The sequence below is a fragment of the Martelella sp. FOR1707 genome (genome assembly GCF_053484265.1).
Map to the genome: position 1 here is coordinate 832,481 of NZ_JBAKFP010000001.1, position 16,686 is coordinate 849,166.

A 16,686-nucleotide genomic window follows, 5' to 3' on the forward strand; every position below is an offset into this window, starting at 1 on the left:
AATGGAACTCGTTCTCGACTACGTTCTGCGCGGCATACACGCGGCGCTCTTCACCCCCGATGGCGCTGTCGCCTGGATGACCCTCGTCATGGTCGTTTCGGGCTTGATCGGCGGCATCGTCGTGGGCGCGGTTCCGGGGCTCAACGGCCCCTTCGCCATGGCCATCGCCCTGCCGGTCCTTATTTCCTCCTTCGGCACGGGCAATGATGCCCTCCTGCCGGTTCTGGCCTTTCTGATTGGCGTGATGAAGGGATCGACGCTCGGCGGCGCCGTGCCGGCTGTGCTGTTCAATACGCCGGGCACGCCCGATGCGCTGATGACAACGCGTGACGGCTACCCCATGGCGCAACAGGGCCGCGCTGGAGAGGCTCTGCAGACGGCACATTACGCCTCCGTTCGCGGCGACACGTTCTCCGACATGGTTTTGTTCGTCGCGGCGCCGACGCTCGCCGTTCTGGTCGAGCGGGTGCTCGATCTGCCCGAAAAGGCGGCGATCATCCTCCTCTCGCTGTCCTTCATGGCCGCGGTTTCGGGCAGCGCCGTGCTCAAGGGGCTGATGGCCGGCGTTCTTGGCATGCTGCTGGCGCTGATCGGTTCCTCCGTTTCGGGTTACGGTCCCCGGATGACGCTGGGGCTTGCCGAACTCAAACCGGGCATTCCGGCGACTGCGGCGATCATGGGCATGTTGATCCTATCGGAAGCCTTCGCCCAGCTGGAGAGCCTCTGGCGCCGCCGCGCGGACGGGCCGGCCGGCGAGCGAACCGTTACGGGTGAGCACACCCGCATGACGCGCTCAGGCAAAAGGCTGTTGCGCTGGGTGATCCTGCGTTCGGCCGCGATCGGCACGGCAATAGGTTCGCTGCCGGGCATCGGCACAACTCTTGCCGCCACGCTTGCCTATGAAGCCAGCAGGGCGCGGGCAGAGAACAAGGAAAATTTCGGCAAGGGCGACCCGCGGGGGCTGGCCTCCTGCGAGGCCGCGAACTCCGCGGTGTCGGGCGCAAATCTTATTCCTGTGATGAGCCTCGGCATCCCCGGAAACCTCGCCGCGGTGTTCATTATCCTGGCGGTCGATTCCGTGGGGGACTTCACCTTTGGCCCACAGGTTTTCCGTTTCACCGAAATCAAGGAGGTCGCGGGCTACGGCACGATCCTGAACGCCTCCCTGGTTATCGCATTCTCGATCTTCACCCTGATGTCGATCGCAAACCTCGTGAACTGGCTGGTCGGCGGGCGGATCATGGTGTTTCTCGGCGTGCTGAGCCGGATACCCGCGGCCATGGTCGCGCCGGCGGTGGTGCTGTTGACCCTGACGGCGGCCTACGCCCAGGATGGCGGCGTCATCGCCGTCGCTACGGCCTTCGTCTTCGGCGTCATCGGCTATGTGATGATGCGGCTGCATGTTCCGCTCCTGCCCTTCATCATCGGCTTCATCCTGTCGCCCAATCTGGAGCAATTGCTGCGCGGGGGCTTTTCCGCCTCCGGCGCCGATCCCCTGTTTCTTCTCAAATCGCCGCTTGCCTGCGCGTTCCTGCTCATCGCCGTGGCGATCGTCGTTACCTCCTTCCTGAAATCTTCCGGAGCCAGAACAGAATGAAAATCACCTTGCTTGGAACCGGCACGCCTGCGCCATCGATCAAGCGTCAAAGCTCGGGCTATGCCGTCGAGATCGGCAACGACCTGCTGGTCTTCGATCACGGTCCCGGCGCTCATCAGCGCCTGCTGGAGGCCGGCTACAGCGCGACCGATGTGACGCATTTCTTCTTCACCCATTATCACTACGACCATCTGATGGACTATCCGCGGCTGCTCCTGACGCGCTGGGACCATGGCGCGGCGGACCTGCCGCAGCTGAAGGTCTACGGCCCCGCGCCCCTGGCCGAAATCAATGACCGCGTGATGGGAGCAAACGGGCTGTTCGCGCTCGATATCGCGGCCCGCATCAACAGCCCGGCAAGCCAGGCGGTCTACCAGGCGCGGGGCGGGGTGGGGGGCCGGCCCGGACCTCAGCCAAATCTGCGCGAAGTGGCTGTGGGCGAGCGTATCGAGGGCAATGGCTGGACCGTAACGGCGGGACCTGTGCGCCATGTTCAACCGGATCTCAACTGCCTCGGCTATCGTATCGAAACCGCCGAAGGCACGCTCGTCTATTCGGGCGACAATGGCGGCGTCTACGAGCCCTTCATCGCTTTCGCCGAAGGAGCAGATATCCTCATTCACATGAACCATTTCCTGTCGGGCACGGAAGCCACCCCGGAATACCGGCAAATGTCGGGCTCGCATCTCGACAATGCCGAAACGGCGCGTCGCGCCGGCGTCAAGACGCTGGTGCTCACCCACTTCCTGCCGATGCTGGACCGGCCGGGCGTCAAGGAACGCATGGTTGCGGAGATGCACGAAATCTTCGGTGGCACCATCATCCTGGGAGAGGATCTGATGCAGATCCCGCTTGATATCGAGGGCCCGACGACAGCGGACTGATGATTGCCACCAGAGCAAATTAGGTCCTGCCTAACCATTAATATCGGAATTGATTTTTTATTCCGGCGATCACTGCCTCTATGTTTTCCGCACGCCGAGGGGGATCGGCGACGGTTTTTGCGCGTCAGCCCGATCGGTAACGCCCTTCGAGCGCATGCTCGAACGCTTCTGAGGCACGTCGTCTTACCTGGCCTCGCGGCCGATTTCGAAGGCGCGGGGACATGCCCCTTTCGAAGTGAATGGGCCAGCAGCTGGTCGCGGCCACGACTGGCGCACAACGACAGGGGAAAAGTACATGGCTTTGGATCACGTCATCATCATCGGTACCGGTCAGGGCGGTTTTCAGGCTGCCGCAAGCCTTCGGCAGGAAGGCTATCGCGGCCGTATCACGATGATCGGCGAAGAGCCCGGACTTCCCTACCAACGCCCGCCGCTGTCAAAAGCCTATCTGAAAGGGGCCGACCCGGAGCGGTTGCGGCTTCGCCCTGTTGGCTTCTACGAACAGAACGAAATAGATGTGATTGACGGGACTCGAGTTGACGGGATCGACAGGCACGCCCGCACGGTGACCACGGCGTCGGGTCAGGTCCTCCGCTATGACCATCTCATCCTGGCGACCGGCACACGAAACGCCGTCCCGCCCGTCAGAGGCATCGGAAACGATCATGTTTTCGGCCTGCGCACCATGGCCGACGCCGATCTTCTGGGCCGTTCATTGGACGCCGCCAAGCGCATCATCATCATCGGTGGCGGCTTCATAGGGCTTGAGTTTGCGGCGGTTGCGCGCGCGGCAGGCTGCGAGGTGGTGGTTCTCGAGGCGGCAGGCCGCTTGATGGAACGCGCGGTCAGCCCGGAGATGTCGCAGCATTTTCACGAAATCCATTCGACGCGTGGCAGCGTGCTGAGACTGGGCCAACCCGTCGTCGAAGTCATAGGCGACCCGCGCGGAAAGTCCTGCTGCGCGAGGCTCGCCGGCGGCGCGGTTTTCGAAGGCGACTTCATTCTGCTGGCTGCCGGTGTCCGGCCCAACCAGGAACTGGCCGCCGCGGCCGGCCTCGAAACGGAAAACGGCGTCGTCGTCGATCGCTTTCTTCTGACCTCCGACCCGGCGATCTCCGCGCTGGGCGATTGCGCCGCGTTTCCGGATCCTTTCACGGGCGCGCGCATCAGGCTGGAATCCGTGCAGGCGGCCACCGACCATGCCAAGACCATCGCGAAGAGGCTGACCGGAAACCGGCTTGCCTATGAGGCCACGCCCTGGTTCTGGAGCGACCAGTTCGACGTGAAGCTGCAGATTGCCGGGCTTGCGCCAGAAAACGGCAGAAACGTCGTGAAACGCGGGGAGGGGAGCGCGTATCGTGTCTATCGTTTTGACGAGGACCGGCTCGTCTGCGTCGAGACCGCAAACGCAGCCAGGGAACACATGGCCGCGCGCAAGCTACTGACGCCCTCTGCCGATCCGATTTCCTGGCAGGAACTGAACAGGCATGACTTTCAGCTTGCCGCCCTGATGAAGCGGCCGCAAAAGATCAGCGCCTGACCAACAGGAGCCATGCTCTCAATCCGTCCCCTTTCAACAACGCCCTGAGCTCGGCCATTCTTGTGCGTCGTCAACAGCTTACGGACATTGACTGCCTGGCAAACAAAAAGAGCGATTTCGATAATAGTTGTTAGGAGAGACCTAACCGCACGCGGCAGTGCACCATGCCGGAGTGTATCTGGCTTCTCGCGGTATCATTAGCTTGGGCCTAAGTCCTGACTTGGATTTTTGTAATTTACCTTTTGCAGCGCAACATCTCACTTTTGATAAATGCTATTTCGGCCTCTGCATCTGCCAATGGGCGACTGTTGAAGGAAAAGGCAGGCGGCACGATTGGCGATACGCCCGGATTTTCCGGCGCTGTTCATGTCTTTGGCGTTTTGCCGATATCGCAGTTCGGCAGAGCGAAGATCGAAAAGGAAATTGTCTTGGACCACTCTGTTGTCGACGAAAATCAGGCGAGGATCGATCTTGCGGCCGCGTTGAGAATGACCGCACGCGCAGACATGCATGAAGCCGTCGCGAACCATTATTCGATCGCGTTGTCCGCAGACGGAAAGCGTTTCCTGATCAACCCGAAATGGGTGCATTTCGCGCGCGTCAAGGCCTCCGATCTCATCCTGGTCGACATGAACGATCCGGACGCGACGCGCGAACGCAATGACCTCGACACCACGGCCCGGGTCATCCATGGCCAGGTCCACAGCCTCTGCCCCTCAGCCCGGGTCATCATGCATCTGCACCCGATCATGACGACGGCGCTTGCGAGCATCGATCCGCCGGAAATGCCGGCGATCGACCAGAATTCAGCACGCTACTACAACCGTATCGCCGTCGACCTGCATTACGGCGGCATGGCCAATTCCGAGGAAGAGGGGCAGCGCCTCGCCGGCTTGATGGGTAACAAGAGCCGTCTCCTGATGGGAAATCACGGCGTCATGGTCACTGCCCCGACGATCGGCGAGGCCTGGGACGATATCTACACATTCGATCGCGCGTCCAAGATCGTGATCGCGGCAATGTCGACGGGACGCCCGCTCAAGCTTCTTTCGCCCGAGGCCGCCGAACAGACGGCACAGGACTGGGAGTCGATTCCGGATTTTTGCATCCAGCATTTCGAGGAGATGAAACGGACCCTCGACGCGGAATGCCCGGACTACAGGGACTGAATGCAAGGCGATCGCATGTAGATAAAAGCCTGGAAGACGTCTTCTTTCGAAGACTTGCGTGAGGACGTCCCATGGTGGGGCGCCTGAAAAATAAAAAGCCCAAAAGGGCAATCAAAACCGATAAAGAAGGGAACATAACTTTGGTATTTAACGGCTCTCTCGACCGCCGCGGCTTCCTGGCCGGCCTCGGCGCCGCCGGCGCGGCTCTTGTCCTCAACCCTCAGCTTGGGCGCGCCAGCGAGCCCAAGAGCGGCGGCCATTTCCGCGTCGGCATCGGTGATTTCAAGACCACCGACACGCTGGACACAACCTCCAACGACACCAAGTTCTTCAATATTTCCCAGTATCTGGTTCGCAACTGTCTCGTAGAGGTTGCGCCGGGCGGCAAGCTTATTCCGGAGCTTGCCACATCCTGGGAAAGCTCCGCGGATGCGCAGACCTGGGTGTTCACGCTGCGCGATGGCGTCACCTTCCACAATGGCAAGGCCTTCACCGCAGACGACGTGGTCTACACGCTCGGGCGGCACATTGCCGAAGGCTCCACCTCGGCGATCAAGCCATTCCTGAAAGATGTCGAAAGCATCACCGCCACCGGTCCGCTGGAGGTCACGATCAAGCTCAAGCAGGGCAACGTCAACCTCCCGGCCATTCTCACCGTCCCGGCCGCCGTCATCCTGGCTGACGGCACGGTCGATCCGCTGGATGGCAATGGCACCGGACCCTACAAGATGGAGCGCTGGCAGCCCGGCGTGTCGGCAAGCTTTTCCAAGAACGGGAACTACTGGAAGGAAGGTCGCGGACATTTCGACAGTGTCGAACTCATCGCCATCGCAGATCCTTCCGCGCGGACCTCGGCCCTGATGGGCGGACAGATCGACGCCTATAATCAGGTCAACCTGAAAACCGTGGAACTGCTCAAGCGCAATCCGCGCATCCAAATCCTGTCCCTGCCCTCCAAGGCCCACTACGTCTTTCCGATGATGCAAACCATGGCGCCGTTCGACAACCCGGACCTCGCCAAGGCCATGCAATACGCGATCAACCGCGACGACATGGTCAAGCGGATTCTCAACGGTTACGGAACCGTGGGCAACGATCAGCCGATTTCATCGGCCTATACCTATTTCAACCCGGATCTGCCGCAGCGCGAATACGACCCGGACAAGGCGAAGTCGCTGCTCAAGAAGGCCGGCCTCGACAGTTTCGCGGTCGATCTCGAGGTCTCGGAAGTGCCGTTCTCCGGCGCGGTCGATGCGGCGGTCCTCTATAAGCAGCATGCTGCCCCGGCGGGGATCGACATCACCGTCAAGCGCGTGCCGGACGACGGCTACTGGGACAAGGTCTGGACCAAGGTGCCGCTGTGCGCATCGCGCTGGTCGGGGCGGCCGACCGAAGACCTGATGATCGGCGGCGCCTACACCACTAGCGCGGCGAATGCCGGCTGGAACGAGACCGGCATGAGGGACGAGCAGCTCGACCAGCTCGTCGTTGCCGCGCGCAAGGAGGTGGACGAGGCCAAGCGCCGCCAGATGTATTACGACATGCAGGAGATCATCTACGCCCGCGGCACTGCCAACATCTTCGCCTTCGCCAACTTCGTGGACGCGACGAGCGACAAGGTCGCCCATGGCGAGGTCGGCAACAATTGGGATCTGGACGGTTTCCGGGCTCCCGAGCGCTGGTGGTTCGCCTGAGACAGGGCAATTGTCAACGCGGGTTCGCCCGCGTTGGCCCGAATAGGAAAGCATAAATCTTGTCCGTCCTCGCCAGAACCATCCTCGTGCGCTTCATCGCCGGCATTCTCATGCTGGCGATTATCTCCGCAGTGATCTTCTTTGCCGTCGACCTTCTCCCCGGCGACGTCGCGCGGGCCGTCCTCGGCAACTCGGCCTCCACGGAAGCGCTTGAGGCTTTCCGGGTCAAGATGGGCATGGACCAGCCCTCTGTCATCCGCTTCGGCAACTGGGTCTGGGGCGTGTTTCAGGGCGACCTCGGAACCTCCATCACCACGCAGGAGCCGGTGACCAAGGTCATTTCCTTTCGTCTCATGAATACGCTCGCCCTTGCGGGCATGGCGGCGCTCATTTCCGTGCCGATTGCGCTTTTTCTCGGGATCGGTGCGGCCCTTCGCCACGGGAAGGCCTTCGACCGGATCGCGAGCCTTGTGACGCTCGGCGCCATTTCGATGCCGGAGTTCTTCGTCGCCTATACGCTGGTGGCCCTGTTTGCGCTGCATTGGCCGATTTTCCTGCCCATTTCGACATTCGGTTACGGCAGCACCTTCCTTGAGGACGTGTGGGTCCTGGTCCTGCCGTCGATCACGCTGGCCTTCGCGGTCGTCGCGCATATGATGCGCATGATCAGGGCCGCGATCATCGACGTGCTCGATCAGCCCTATATGGCGATGGCGGAACTCAAGGGCGTGCCGCTCAGGGTTCGCATCCTGCGGCATGCGCTGCCCAACGCGATTGCCCCCATCATCAACGTGATCGTGGTGAACCTCGCCTATCTGATCGTCGGCGTGGTCGTGGTCGAGGTGATTTTCGTCTATCCGGGTCTCGGCCAGCTTCTCATCGACAGCGTGACCCAGCGCGACCTGCCGATCGTGCAGGCGGGAGGGCTGATCTTCGCCGGGCTCTACCTGTTCCTGAATACCGTCGCCGATGTGGTGGCGATCGCCTTCAATCCGCGCTTGCGCTTTCCGAGGTGAAAGAGATCATGGCCACCATTTTCAGACTTGTCGGATGGGTTTTCTTCGTCATGGTCGGGCTCTTGCTGCTTGCCTCCCTGGCCGCCGAGTTTGTTGCTCCATTCCCTCCCAACGATATCGTCGGTTCAATGTGGACCGGCGCCTTCTGGCAGCAGACCTCCGAGCATACCGGCAACCTTCTGGGCACCGACCAACTCGGCCGCGATCTGCTCTCGCGCCTGCTCTACGGGACCAGAAACACGATGATCATCGCGCTTTCTGCGGCGGCGGCGGCGTTTGCGCTGGGCATTTCCTTCGGCTTCCTGGCCGCGATCGCCCGCGGCAAGGTCGATATGATCCTGTCGCGCGTCGTCGACCTGATCATCGCGATCCCGACCCTGATCGCAACGCTCCTGGTGATTGCGGCGGTCGGTCCCTCGATCGGCATCCTGATCGCGATCATTGCCGTGGTGGACGGAGCGCGGGTCTACCGTCTCGCGCGCCTCGTTGCGATGAACGTCACGGCGATGGAGTATTTCGAAACCGCCCGGTTGCGCGGCGAGCGCCTGCCGTGGCTTATGATCCACGAGATCTTGCCGAATGTGCGCATGCCGCTGATCACCGAGTTTGGCCTGCGCTTCTGCTATATTTTCCTGTTCATCGCCGCCTTGAGCTTCCTCGGGCTGGGGATTCAGCCGCCGGCGCCCGATCTCGGCTCGATGGTCCGCGAGAATGCGGCTGCCATCAGTTTCGGCGTGCTGGCGCCGTTCTTTCCCGCCCTCGTCATTTCGGCTCTGGCGATCGCCACGAATTTTTCCGTCGAATTTGTAGCGCGGCAGAAACGGTGATTGCGATGACGCTTGATGACCTCACACTTCGACCGCGGGTGACATGAATGGACACGATGCCGCTTCTCAAAATTGAAAACCTTCGCATCGAAGTCGAAAAGGACAATGTCTGGACGGAAATCCTGCATGGCGTGTCGCTGGAGCTCGAGCGTGGCGAGATGCTGGGCGTGATCGGTGAGAGCGGGGCTGGCAAGTCCACCATCGGCATGGCCGCACTCGGTTACGTGCGGCCGGGCGGGCGGTTTTCCGGCGGGACTGTCCTTGTCGACGGCGTCGAGATGACGTCCGCCTCGATTGCGACCCTGGAAAAGATGCGCGGCATGAAAGTCGCCTATGTCGCGCAGTCGGCCGCGAGCTACTTCAACCCGGCCCACACCATCGGCGACCAGTTTGCCGAAGTGTTGCGCCTGAAGTCGAACGAACGCCGGTCCGACATCGACCGCAAGGCAGCGCGGCTTTACGGCGAACTCGGCCTGCCGGACCCGGACAGGATTGGCCGACGCTATCCGCACCAGTTGTCGGGCGGTCAGTTGCAGCGGGCGATGATTGCCATGGCGATGGCCACAGACCCCGACCTGCTGATTTTCGACGAGCCGACAACGGCGCTTGACGTGACGACGCAGCTCGATGTTCTGGCCTGCATCAAACGCGCGCTCGCCCGCACTGATACTGCCGGCCTCTATATCACCCATGATCTGGCGCTGGTCGCGCAGATCGTGGACCGAATCATGGTCATGCGCCATGGCAACGTGGTCGAAACCGCGCCGACGCGCGAGATCCTGGCCGCGCCGAAAATGGCCTATACGCAGCAATTGCTGCGCGGTTTCGCAAGCGGCGGCGTCGAGGGGCCGGGCCCCGACATGAACGAGCGCCCGCTTCTCAGCATTGACGGCCTGAGCGCGAGCTACGGCGGCGACGTGAAGGTGCTGGACGATATCACCCTTCATGTGCGCAGGCGCGAGACCGTGGCGATCGTCGGTGAAAGCGGTTCGGGGAAATCAACCCTGGCGCGGTCGATCTGCGGCCTGTTGCCGCCGACGCTCAGCACCATGGTGTTCGACCGGCAGGAGCTCCTGCCGCATCTCGACACGCGCGACAAGGAAACGCTGCGCCGGATTCAACTCGTGCATCAACTTCCCGATCTCGCGTTGAACCGGGCGCATACGGTCGGCAAGATCATCGGGCGTCCGCTGCAGTTCTTTCATGGCCTGAAGGGCAAGGCCCGGGCCGAACGGGTGGCGGACCTGCTGGCCACACTCGAATTGCCGGCGGCCTATGCCAGCCGTTATCCCGATCAGCTTTCGGGCGGCGAAAAACAACGCGTCGCGATCGCCCGCGCGCTTGCTGCGGGACCCGAGCTGCTGATTTGCGACGAGGTGACGTCGGCGCTCGATCAGCTTGTGGCGGCCGAGGTGCTGCGCACGATCAAGAAGCTGAAGCAGGAACTGGGGCTTGGAATCATCTTCATCACCCATGACGTGGCCACCGTGCGCGAGATTGCCGACACTGTCGTCGTCATGCGGCACGGCCGGATCATGAACAAGGGGCCGGTTCATGAGGTGCTCGATGCTCCGAGCGAGCCCTATACCAGATCGCTCGTTGATGCGACGCCGGAGCTCGATCCCGACTGGATCGCGCGCGTCAGGCCCGACATGGCGCTTCACGCGGCCCATCACCCTTGAACAGACGACCAAAAACAAAAAGGAGGAAACCAGCATGGGACAGGCCAGTAATCTGCTGATCATCATGTCGGACGAGCACACCTCGGCCGCTCTGGGCGTCGTTCAATCGGATGTCACCGTTCACACGCCCAATCTGGACGCGCTCGCCAAACGCGGAGTGCGCTTTTCCCATGCCTATACGCCTTGCCCCATCTGCGTGCCGGCGCGGGCCTCCTTCGCCTCGGGTCAATACGTGCATCAGAACCGCCTCTGGGACAACGCCATGCCCTATACCGGGACGCCGCGCGGCTGGGGGCATGCGCTTCAGGAGATCGGGGTCAGGGTCGAGTCCATCGGCAAGCTGCATTACCGTTCGAGCGAGGATCTGGCCGGGTTTGATGTCGAGCACATTCCCATGCATGTCGCCGGCGGACATGGCATGGTCTGGGGATCAATCCGGCGCGAGGACGAGCGTATCGTCAAGGACGAGCGCATGCTCGGCGACTATATCGGACCCGGCGACAGTCCCTATACCCGCTATGACGCATCTGTGGTGGAGCGCACCGAAACGTGGCTGAGCGAAACAGCCGCGCTTGGCGAAACAGCCCCCTGGTGCCTCTATGTCGGGCTCGTCGCCCCGCATTTCCCGCTGATCGTGCCGCAGGCATTCCTCGACCTCTATCCGGAAGGCGCGTTGCCGCCGATCAAGCTCCATCCGCGCGACGGCTATGTTCAACACCCCTGGGTGGCCCGGCAGGCTGCCTGCTTCGGCGGGGATGAGGCCATGCGCGACGAGGGCGAAAGACAGCTTGCACGCCGCGTCTATTATGCGCTGTGCAGCTGGCTCGATGATAATGTCGGCAAGATCGTAACGGCGCTCGAAGCCAACGGGTTTTCCGAGAACACGACGGTGATCTACACCTCCGATCACGGCGACAATGTCGGTGCCCGGGGGTTATGGGGCAAGGGGAATATGTACGAGGAATCCGTGACCGTGCCGATCTTGCTCGCGCCGCCGCAAGGCGAGGCGAAGGTGTGCGCGACGCCGGTCAGTCTCGTCGATGTCTCCGAGACCATCCTCGATCATTTCGGCGCGCGTCTGGAGGGCGACCGCCCCGGGCGTTCACTATATGAGATCGCTGCCGAGAAGGACGATGCCGAGCGCGTCGTGTTCAGCGAATATCACGCCGTCGGCGCGGTCTCGGGCTGCTTCATGGTGCGCAAGGGGCCTTGGAAGTTGATCCATTATCATGGCTTCAAGCCGGAGCTCTTCAATCTCGATATAGATCCTGAGGAAACGGACAATCTGGCGGAGAACCCTCGTTTCGGTTGTGAGCTGGCGGCCATGTACAAGGCACTTCGCGGCATTTGCGACCCGGCAAAGGTCGATGCCCAGGCCTTTGCCGATCAAAGCGCGCTTGTCGCCGGTTATGGCGGGCGCGAAGCCGCGCTCGCGATCGGCTCTGCCACGGCCACCCCGCCGCCGGGGGATGCGGCACCTGACGGCCCGTAGCGCCTTGGTCTGAACATCGGAACCGGTTTCGCCGCGCACGGCGCCTAGGTTTAATTGCCTACAGTGCGATTTTCTTCAAGAAGGCAGGTTCGACGATCGGCCTCGGCCTCTATGTGGCGATGGTGCCTGCTGAGGAGATCGGAGTGTCAGTCCAAACGCGCCGACCCAGACCCCGCCCGGAGCTCAAGTGCGCGGACGTCCCGGGAAAAGTCGAACAGATGCATCAGGGTCTTCAGTCTGACGTCGGCTCAGTGTCCGATCATCCATGGTCTGGTGGAGGGGAAAGACTTGGAGCCGTCTGCCCGGTAGACGGTCTTGGCGTTCTTCTTGCCGCTCCCGCAGCATCCGCAGCCCGGGCCGTGGCCGAGCGATTTCGAGGTCTTGGGCGCATTGGCCGAGCGCTCGTTGGTGGCGAGTGCTGCGCGGGTTGCGCCGTCCATCATCGCAAAGAATGGCGTGGTGAAGAAGGCCCTCGGCGATGCCGTTCCGCATTCCGGGCAGGCGCAGGGCTCACCCGAAAGCGCCATCGGCCGGGTTTCGGTGAAGGACCCGCAATCGGGGCAATTGTAATCGTAGTTCGGCATTTTCTGGTCCTTGAGCTTTTGTTTAGGCCACATGGCAATCCTGCGAAGACGAAGGTCTTGCCGCACAGCCTCCAAATCTTCTCGCCCCGGAGGAGAGAGATGTCGCGACAGCGACAATGAGGGGGGAGTCCATCCCCGCGGACGCCCTCGCAACTTGACAGGCTGCTTCACCCTCACTGCCCCTTTCGGGGCATCTCTCCCGCAAGCGGGAGAGAGTATTGGGTGCAAGCTTCGACGCTTTTGTTCAGCCGTCAGCGTCTTCCGTGCGAATGACAGACGGACAAAACAACCGGGGGCAGCCAGTGTGGCCGCCCCCGTCCTCCCATCAGAGATCCGGCGCGAGCGGCACGTCGATCGAGCCATCGAGGAACTTCTTCGGTCCGTCGGAGCCCGGCGACATGTCGAATTCGAAGATGTCGAGCGGCAGCCAGAGCGTGGCGCAGGAGTTTGGAATATCGACGACGCCGGAGATATGGCCCTGGACCGGCGCGGTTCCGAGGATCGCATAAGCCTGGGCGCGGCTGAAGCCGAACTTGGTCATGTATTCGATCGCGTTGAGGCAGGCTTGGCGGTAGGCGACATTGACGTCGAGATAATGCTGCTTGCCGCTTTCATCGACCGAAATGCCCTCGAAAATCAGGTAGTCGTCATATTTCGGCACGATCGGCGACGGCTTGAAGATCGGGTTCTTGATGCCGTATTTCGCCATGCCGCCCTTGATCAGGTTGACCTTGATATGCAGCCAGCCGGCCATTTCGATGGCGCCGCAGAAGGTGATCTCGCCATCGCCCTGGCTGAAGTGCAGGTCGCCCATGGAAAGGCCGGCGCCGTCGACATAAACGGGGAAGTAGATTTTGGAGCCGCGCGACAGATCCTTGATGTCGCAATTGCCGCCATGTTCGCGCGGCGGCACGGTGCGCGCGCCCTCGGCTGCCGCCTTGTCGCGTTCCTCGCCCTTGAGCTTGCCCATATGGGCGGACTTGGTGTTCGGCAGTTCGCAAAGTGCGGGCACGCGGTTCGGGTCGGTATCCTTCAGCGCCTTTTCGCGGGAATTCCACATGTCCAGCATCGGGCGGTCCGGCAGGCAGCCGATGAGGCCCGGATGGATAAGTCCGGCATAACGCACGCCCGGCACGTGGCGCGACTTGGTGAACATGCCCTCGAAATCCCAGATCGACTTCTGCGCTTCGGGGAAATGCTCGGTCAGGAAGCCGCCGCCATTCTGCTTGGAGAAGAAGCCGTTGAAGCCCCAGAGCATGTCTTCCTTGGTGCCGATATCGAGAATATCGACCACCAGAAGATCGCCGGGCTCAGCGCCTTTGACGCCGATCGGGCCGGAGAGATAGTGGACCTGTTCCAGTTCGACGTCGCGCACGTCGGCGGCATCGTCGTCGTTCTTGATCTGGCCGCCGGTCCAGTCATAGGTCTCGACCTTGAAGTCGTCGCCGGGTTCGACCCAGCACGCCATCGGAATATCGGGATGCCAGCGATTGTGGATCTGCTCGTTGGTGTGGGGCGATTGGCTGAGATCGACCTTGATCAGCGTATCGGTCATGTTCGCTACTCCTTCGATGTTTTGGGCAGTGGTTGGGGTCAGACGGAAAGGAAGCCGGCAACGCGGGCTTCATCGATGCCTGCGCGCGGGCTTTCGTGGACGATCTCGCCCTTCTCGATGACGAGCACGCGGTCGGCCATGTCGAGGGCGAAGCTCAGCACCTGTTCGGATACGAGAATGGAGAGGCCCATCTCATCGCGGATGCGGCAGAGCGTGCGGGCCATTTCCTTGATGATCGAGGGCTGGATGCCTTCGGTTGGCTCGTCGAGCAGCAACACCTTGGGCTTGGAGGCGAGCGCGCGGGCAATCGCGAGCTGCTGCTGCTGGCCGCCGGAAAGATTGCCGCCGCGCCGGCCCTTCATTTCAAGCAGCACCGGAAAGAGCTCGTAGATATGGTCGGGCACGGTGCGTTCATCGGTCACGGTCAGCCCGGTCTCGATGTTTTCCTTCACCGTCATCGACGAGAAGATCATCCGCCCCTGTGGCACGTAGGCGAGACCGGCGGCGACCCGCTGATAGCTTTCCATCTTCTCCACCGGCTTCTCGCCGATGCGGATCACGCCCGAAGACGAGGGCACCACCCCCATCAGCGATTTCATCAGCGTGGTCTTGCCCATGCCATTGCGGCCCATGATGGCGACGATTTCGCCGGGCTGGAGCGCGAAATTCATGCCGTGGATGACTTCGCTCTGGCCGTAGCCGACATGCAGGTTCTCGATTGCTAGCATTGTGGTGCCTCCTAGTGGCCGAGATAGACTTCGATGACCTTGGGGTCGTTCTTCACGTGCGCCATCGAGCCCTCCGACAGCACCTTGCCCTGGTGCATGACCGTCACCCGGTGGGCGATGTCCTCGACGAACTTCATGTCGTGCTCGATCACGATCACCGACTGGTTCTGGATGATGGTGTTCAAAAGCTCGGCGGTCTTGATGCGCTCGGCAACGCTCATGCCGGCAACGGGCTCGTCGAGCATCAGGAGCTTCGGGCTCTGGATCAGCAGCATGCCGATCTCCAGCCACTGTTTCTGGCCGTGGCTGAGGATGGCGGCCTCGGTATCGAGGTGATCCTTGAGGAAGATCATATCGGCCACCTCCTCCACCCGGTCGCGCACTTCAGCGTCACGGCGGAAGAACAGCGCGCCGAACACATTGCGCCCGCGCGGGAAGGAAAGCTCCAGGTTCTCGAACACCGTCAGGTCCTCATAGATCGACGGGTTCTGGAATTTGCGGCCGACGCCGGCGTGGACGATCCGGTGCTCGGCCATGCCGGTCAGCTCGTGGCCGTCGAAGTTGATGCTGCCCTCGGTCGCCCTGGTGCGGCCGCAGATCAGGTCGAGCACGGTGGTCTTGCCGGCGCCGTTGGGACCGATGATCACACGGATCTCGCTTTCATCGACATAGAAGGAGAGGTCGTTGACCGCCTTGAACCCGTCAAAGGAGACGGTGAGGCGTTCGACACTCAGGAGGAAGTCTTTCTGCGCTGTAGGGGCGTTCATGGTCGTCGTCCTCACTGGGCCGGTTCGGTGGCGGGGGTATCGTCGGAACGGGAGGAGCGGAACCTGCCGAAGGCGCGGCCGAGTGCGGGCTCCACATGATCGTGGAAGAGACCGGCAAGACCGTTGGGGAAGGCCATGACGACGCCGATGAACAGGCCGCCCATGGCAAACAGCCAGAGTTCCGGGAAGCTTTCGGAAAAGGTGGTCTTGGCGTAGTTGACGATCAGCGCGCCGTAGATCGCGCCGAACAGCGACACGCGCCCGCCGACCGCGCAGAAGATCACCATTTCGATCGAGGGCACGATGCCGACGAAGGAGGGCGACATGAAGCCGACCTGAAGCGTGAACATCGCCCCGCCGATGGCCGCAAGTCCGGCGGACAGGCAGAAGATGAAGATCTTGAAGTTGGCGACCGAATAGCCGGAGAACCGCACCCGGTCCTCCCGGTCGCGCATGGCGACCAGCAGCCGGCCGAATTTCGAGATGCGCACGCCCTGGGCCAGGATCAGGCAGGCAAGAAGAAGAAACGCGTTGACGAAATAGAGCACGACCTTGGCATCGTCGGTGCGGATGTCCCAACCGAGCAGTGTGCGCAGGTCGGTGATGCCGTTGACGCCGCCGGTATAGCCCTGCTGACCGATGATCAGGATCGTCAGGATCGCGGCGATCGCTTGGGTGATGATCGCGAAATAAACCCCGCCGACGCGCCGCTTGAACATCGCGGCGCCGATGATGAAGGCGAAGATCATTGGCACGGCGACGATCGCGACGAGGGTGAAGGCGAGCGAATGGAAGGGCTGCCACCAGAAGGGCAGTTGCGTGATCTGGTTCCAGTCCATGAAATCCGGGATGCCGGGCGTGGACTGGATCGCGGTCGCTTCCGGCGTCGAGGCCTCGAGCTTCAGGAACATCGCCATGCAGTAGCCGCCGAGACCGAAGAAGATGCCCTGTCCGAGGCTCAGGATCCCGCCCATGCCCCAGCAGAGCACAAGGCCGAGCGCGACGAAGGCATAGGTGAGATACTTGCCGATCAGGTTGAGGCGGAACACATCGAGCAGGCTTGGCAGCACCACGAGGATGAGGGCGGCGAGGATGAAGAAGGCGACCCACTCGCGCTTGGAAAACAACACGTCAAAGGCTTTCATGGCTTA

General features: G+C 61.9%; 14 protein-coding genes. 9 read left to right on the plus strand and 5 right to left on the minus strand.

The features are described 5' to 3' along the window. Window position 1 precedes the first annotated feature (1 nt). From V6765_RS03720 to V6765_RS03760, 9 genes are all read left to right on the plus strand, one after another. Entirely contained in the window at window positions 2-1,597 is a 1,596-nt protein-coding gene (locus tag V6765_RS03720; RefSeq protein WP_448426533.1) for a tripartite tricarboxylate transporter permease, read from the plus strand. Beyond that, on the plus strand, window positions 1,594-2,481 hold the full coding sequence (locus V6765_RS03725; RefSeq protein ID WP_448426535.1) for an MBL fold metallo-hydrolase: 888 nt from the start codon (window positions 1,594-1,596) through the stop codon (window positions 2,479-2,481). The genes V6765_RS03720 and V6765_RS03725 overlap by 4 nt, the downstream gene beginning before the upstream one ends. Window positions 2,482-2,776: 295 nt before the next feature. Next, entirely contained in the window at window positions 2,777-4,021 is a 1,245-nt protein-coding gene (locus V6765_RS03730; RefSeq protein WP_448426537.1) for an NAD(P)/FAD-dependent oxidoreductase, read from the plus strand. A 428-nt stretch (window positions 4,022-4,449) separates the two neighbouring features. Then, entirely contained in the window at window positions 4,450-5,190 is a 741-nt protein-coding gene (locus V6765_RS03735; RefSeq protein ID WP_448426539.1) for a class II aldolase/adducin family protein, read from the plus strand. A 140-nt stretch (window positions 5,191-5,330) separates the two neighbouring features. Then, window positions 5,331-6,884 (plus strand): ABC transporter substrate-binding protein, encoded by a 1,554-nt coding sequence (locus V6765_RS03740; protein ID WP_448426540.1) that lies wholly within the window; start codon window positions 5,331-5,333, stop codon window positions 6,882-6,884. Between the two features lie 59 nt (window positions 6,885-6,943). Then, on the plus strand, window positions 6,944-7,900 hold the full coding sequence (locus V6765_RS03745; RefSeq protein ID WP_448426541.1) for an ABC transporter permease: 957 nt from the start codon (window positions 6,944-6,946) through the stop codon (window positions 7,898-7,900). An 8-nt stretch (window positions 7,901-7,908) separates the two neighbouring features. Then, window positions 7,909-8,727, plus strand: a complete 819-nt coding sequence (locus V6765_RS03750) for an ABC transporter permease (protein ID WP_448426543.1) — start codon at window positions 7,909-7,911, stop codon at window positions 8,725-8,727. A gap of 56 nt (window positions 8,728-8,783) precedes the next feature. Then, window positions 8,784-10,409 carry an ABC transporter ATP-binding protein gene (locus V6765_RS03755; protein WP_448426545.1) on the plus strand — a complete coding sequence of 542 codons (1,626 nt, stop codon included), beginning with the start codon at window positions 8,784-8,786 and terminating at the stop codon, window positions 10,407-10,409. 34 nt (window positions 10,410-10,443) lie between these two features. Then, entirely contained in the window at window positions 10,444-11,901 is a 1,458-nt protein-coding gene (locus V6765_RS03760; protein WP_448426546.1) for a sulfatase-like hydrolase/transferase, read from the plus strand. Window positions 11,902-12,149: 248 nt separating this feature from the next. On the opposite strand, the gene V6765_RS03765 is transcribed toward V6765_RS03760, so the two are convergent. The 5 genes from V6765_RS03765 to urtC form a co-directional block, all read right to left on the minus strand. Beyond that, window positions 12,150-12,485, minus strand: coding sequence for an FmdB family zinc ribbon protein (locus tag V6765_RS03765; RefSeq protein ID WP_448426630.1), 336 nt, complete (start codon window positions 12,483-12,485; stop codon window positions 12,150-12,152). A gap of 325 nt (window positions 12,486-12,810) precedes the next feature. Further along, window positions 12,811-14,040 carry a formamidase gene (gene fmdA, locus V6765_RS03770; protein WP_448426548.1) on the minus strand — a complete coding sequence of 410 codons (1,230 nt, stop codon included), beginning with the start codon at window positions 14,038-14,040 and terminating at the stop codon, window positions 12,811-12,813. Between the two features lie 38 nt (window positions 14,041-14,078). Then, entirely contained in the window at window positions 14,079-14,768 is a 690-nt protein-coding gene (urtE, locus tag V6765_RS03775) for an urea ABC transporter ATP-binding subunit UrtE (protein ID WP_448426550.1), read from the minus strand. An 11-nt stretch (window positions 14,769-14,779) separates the two neighbouring features. Then, entirely contained in the window at window positions 14,780-15,535 is a 756-nt protein-coding gene (urtD, locus tag V6765_RS03780) for an urea ABC transporter ATP-binding protein UrtD (protein WP_448426552.1), read from the minus strand. Window positions 15,536-15,546: 11 nt separating this feature from the next. Then, window positions 15,547-16,680: an urea ABC transporter permease subunit UrtC gene (gene urtC, locus V6765_RS03785; RefSeq protein WP_448426554.1), complete on the minus strand. Its 1,134-nt coding sequence runs from the start codon at window positions 16,678-16,680 to the stop codon at window positions 15,547-15,549. Window positions 16,681-16,686: the final 6 nt, after the last annotated feature.

Bases quoted from the DNA above. Each gene is read 5' to 3' on its own strand.
- urtD (WP_448426552.1), bottom strand. From the start codon at position 15,535: ATGAACGCCCCTACAGCGCAGAAAGACTTCCTCCTGAGTGTCGAACGC.
- fmdA (WP_448426548.1), bottom strand. From the start codon at position 14,040: ATGACCGATACGCTGATCAAGGTCGATCTCAGCCAATCGCCCCACACC.
- V6765_RS03730 (WP_448426537.1), top strand. From the start codon at position 2,777: ATGGCTTTGGATCACGTCATCATCATCGGTACCGGTCAGGGCGGTTTT.
- V6765_RS03720 (WP_448426533.1), top strand. From the start codon at position 2: ATGGAACTCGTTCTCGACTACGTTCTGCGCGGCATACACGCGGCGCTC.
- V6765_RS03725 (WP_448426535.1), top strand. From the start codon at position 1,594: ATGAAAATCACCTTGCTTGGAACCGGCACGCCTGCGCCATCGATCAAG.
- V6765_RS03755 (WP_448426545.1), top strand. From the start codon at position 8,784: ATGCCGCTTCTCAAAATTGAAAACCTTCGCATCGAAGTCGAAAAGGAC.
- V6765_RS03765 (WP_448426630.1), bottom strand. From the start codon at position 12,485: ATGCCGAACTACGATTACAATTGCCCCGATTGCGGGTCCTTCACCGAA.
- V6765_RS03760 (WP_448426546.1), top strand. From the start codon at position 10,444: ATGGGACAGGCCAGTAATCTGCTGATCATCATGTCGGACGAGCACACC.
- V6765_RS03750 (WP_448426543.1), top strand. From the start codon at position 7,909: ATGGCCACCATTTTCAGACTTGTCGGATGGGTTTTCTTCGTCATGGTC.
- urtE (WP_448426550.1), bottom strand. From the start codon at position 14,768: ATGCTAGCAATCGAGAACCTGCATGTCGGCTACGGCCAGAGCGAAGTC.
- urtC (WP_448426554.1), bottom strand. From the start codon at position 16,680: ATGAAAGCCTTTGACGTGTTGTTTTCCAAGCGCGAGTGGGTCGCCTTC.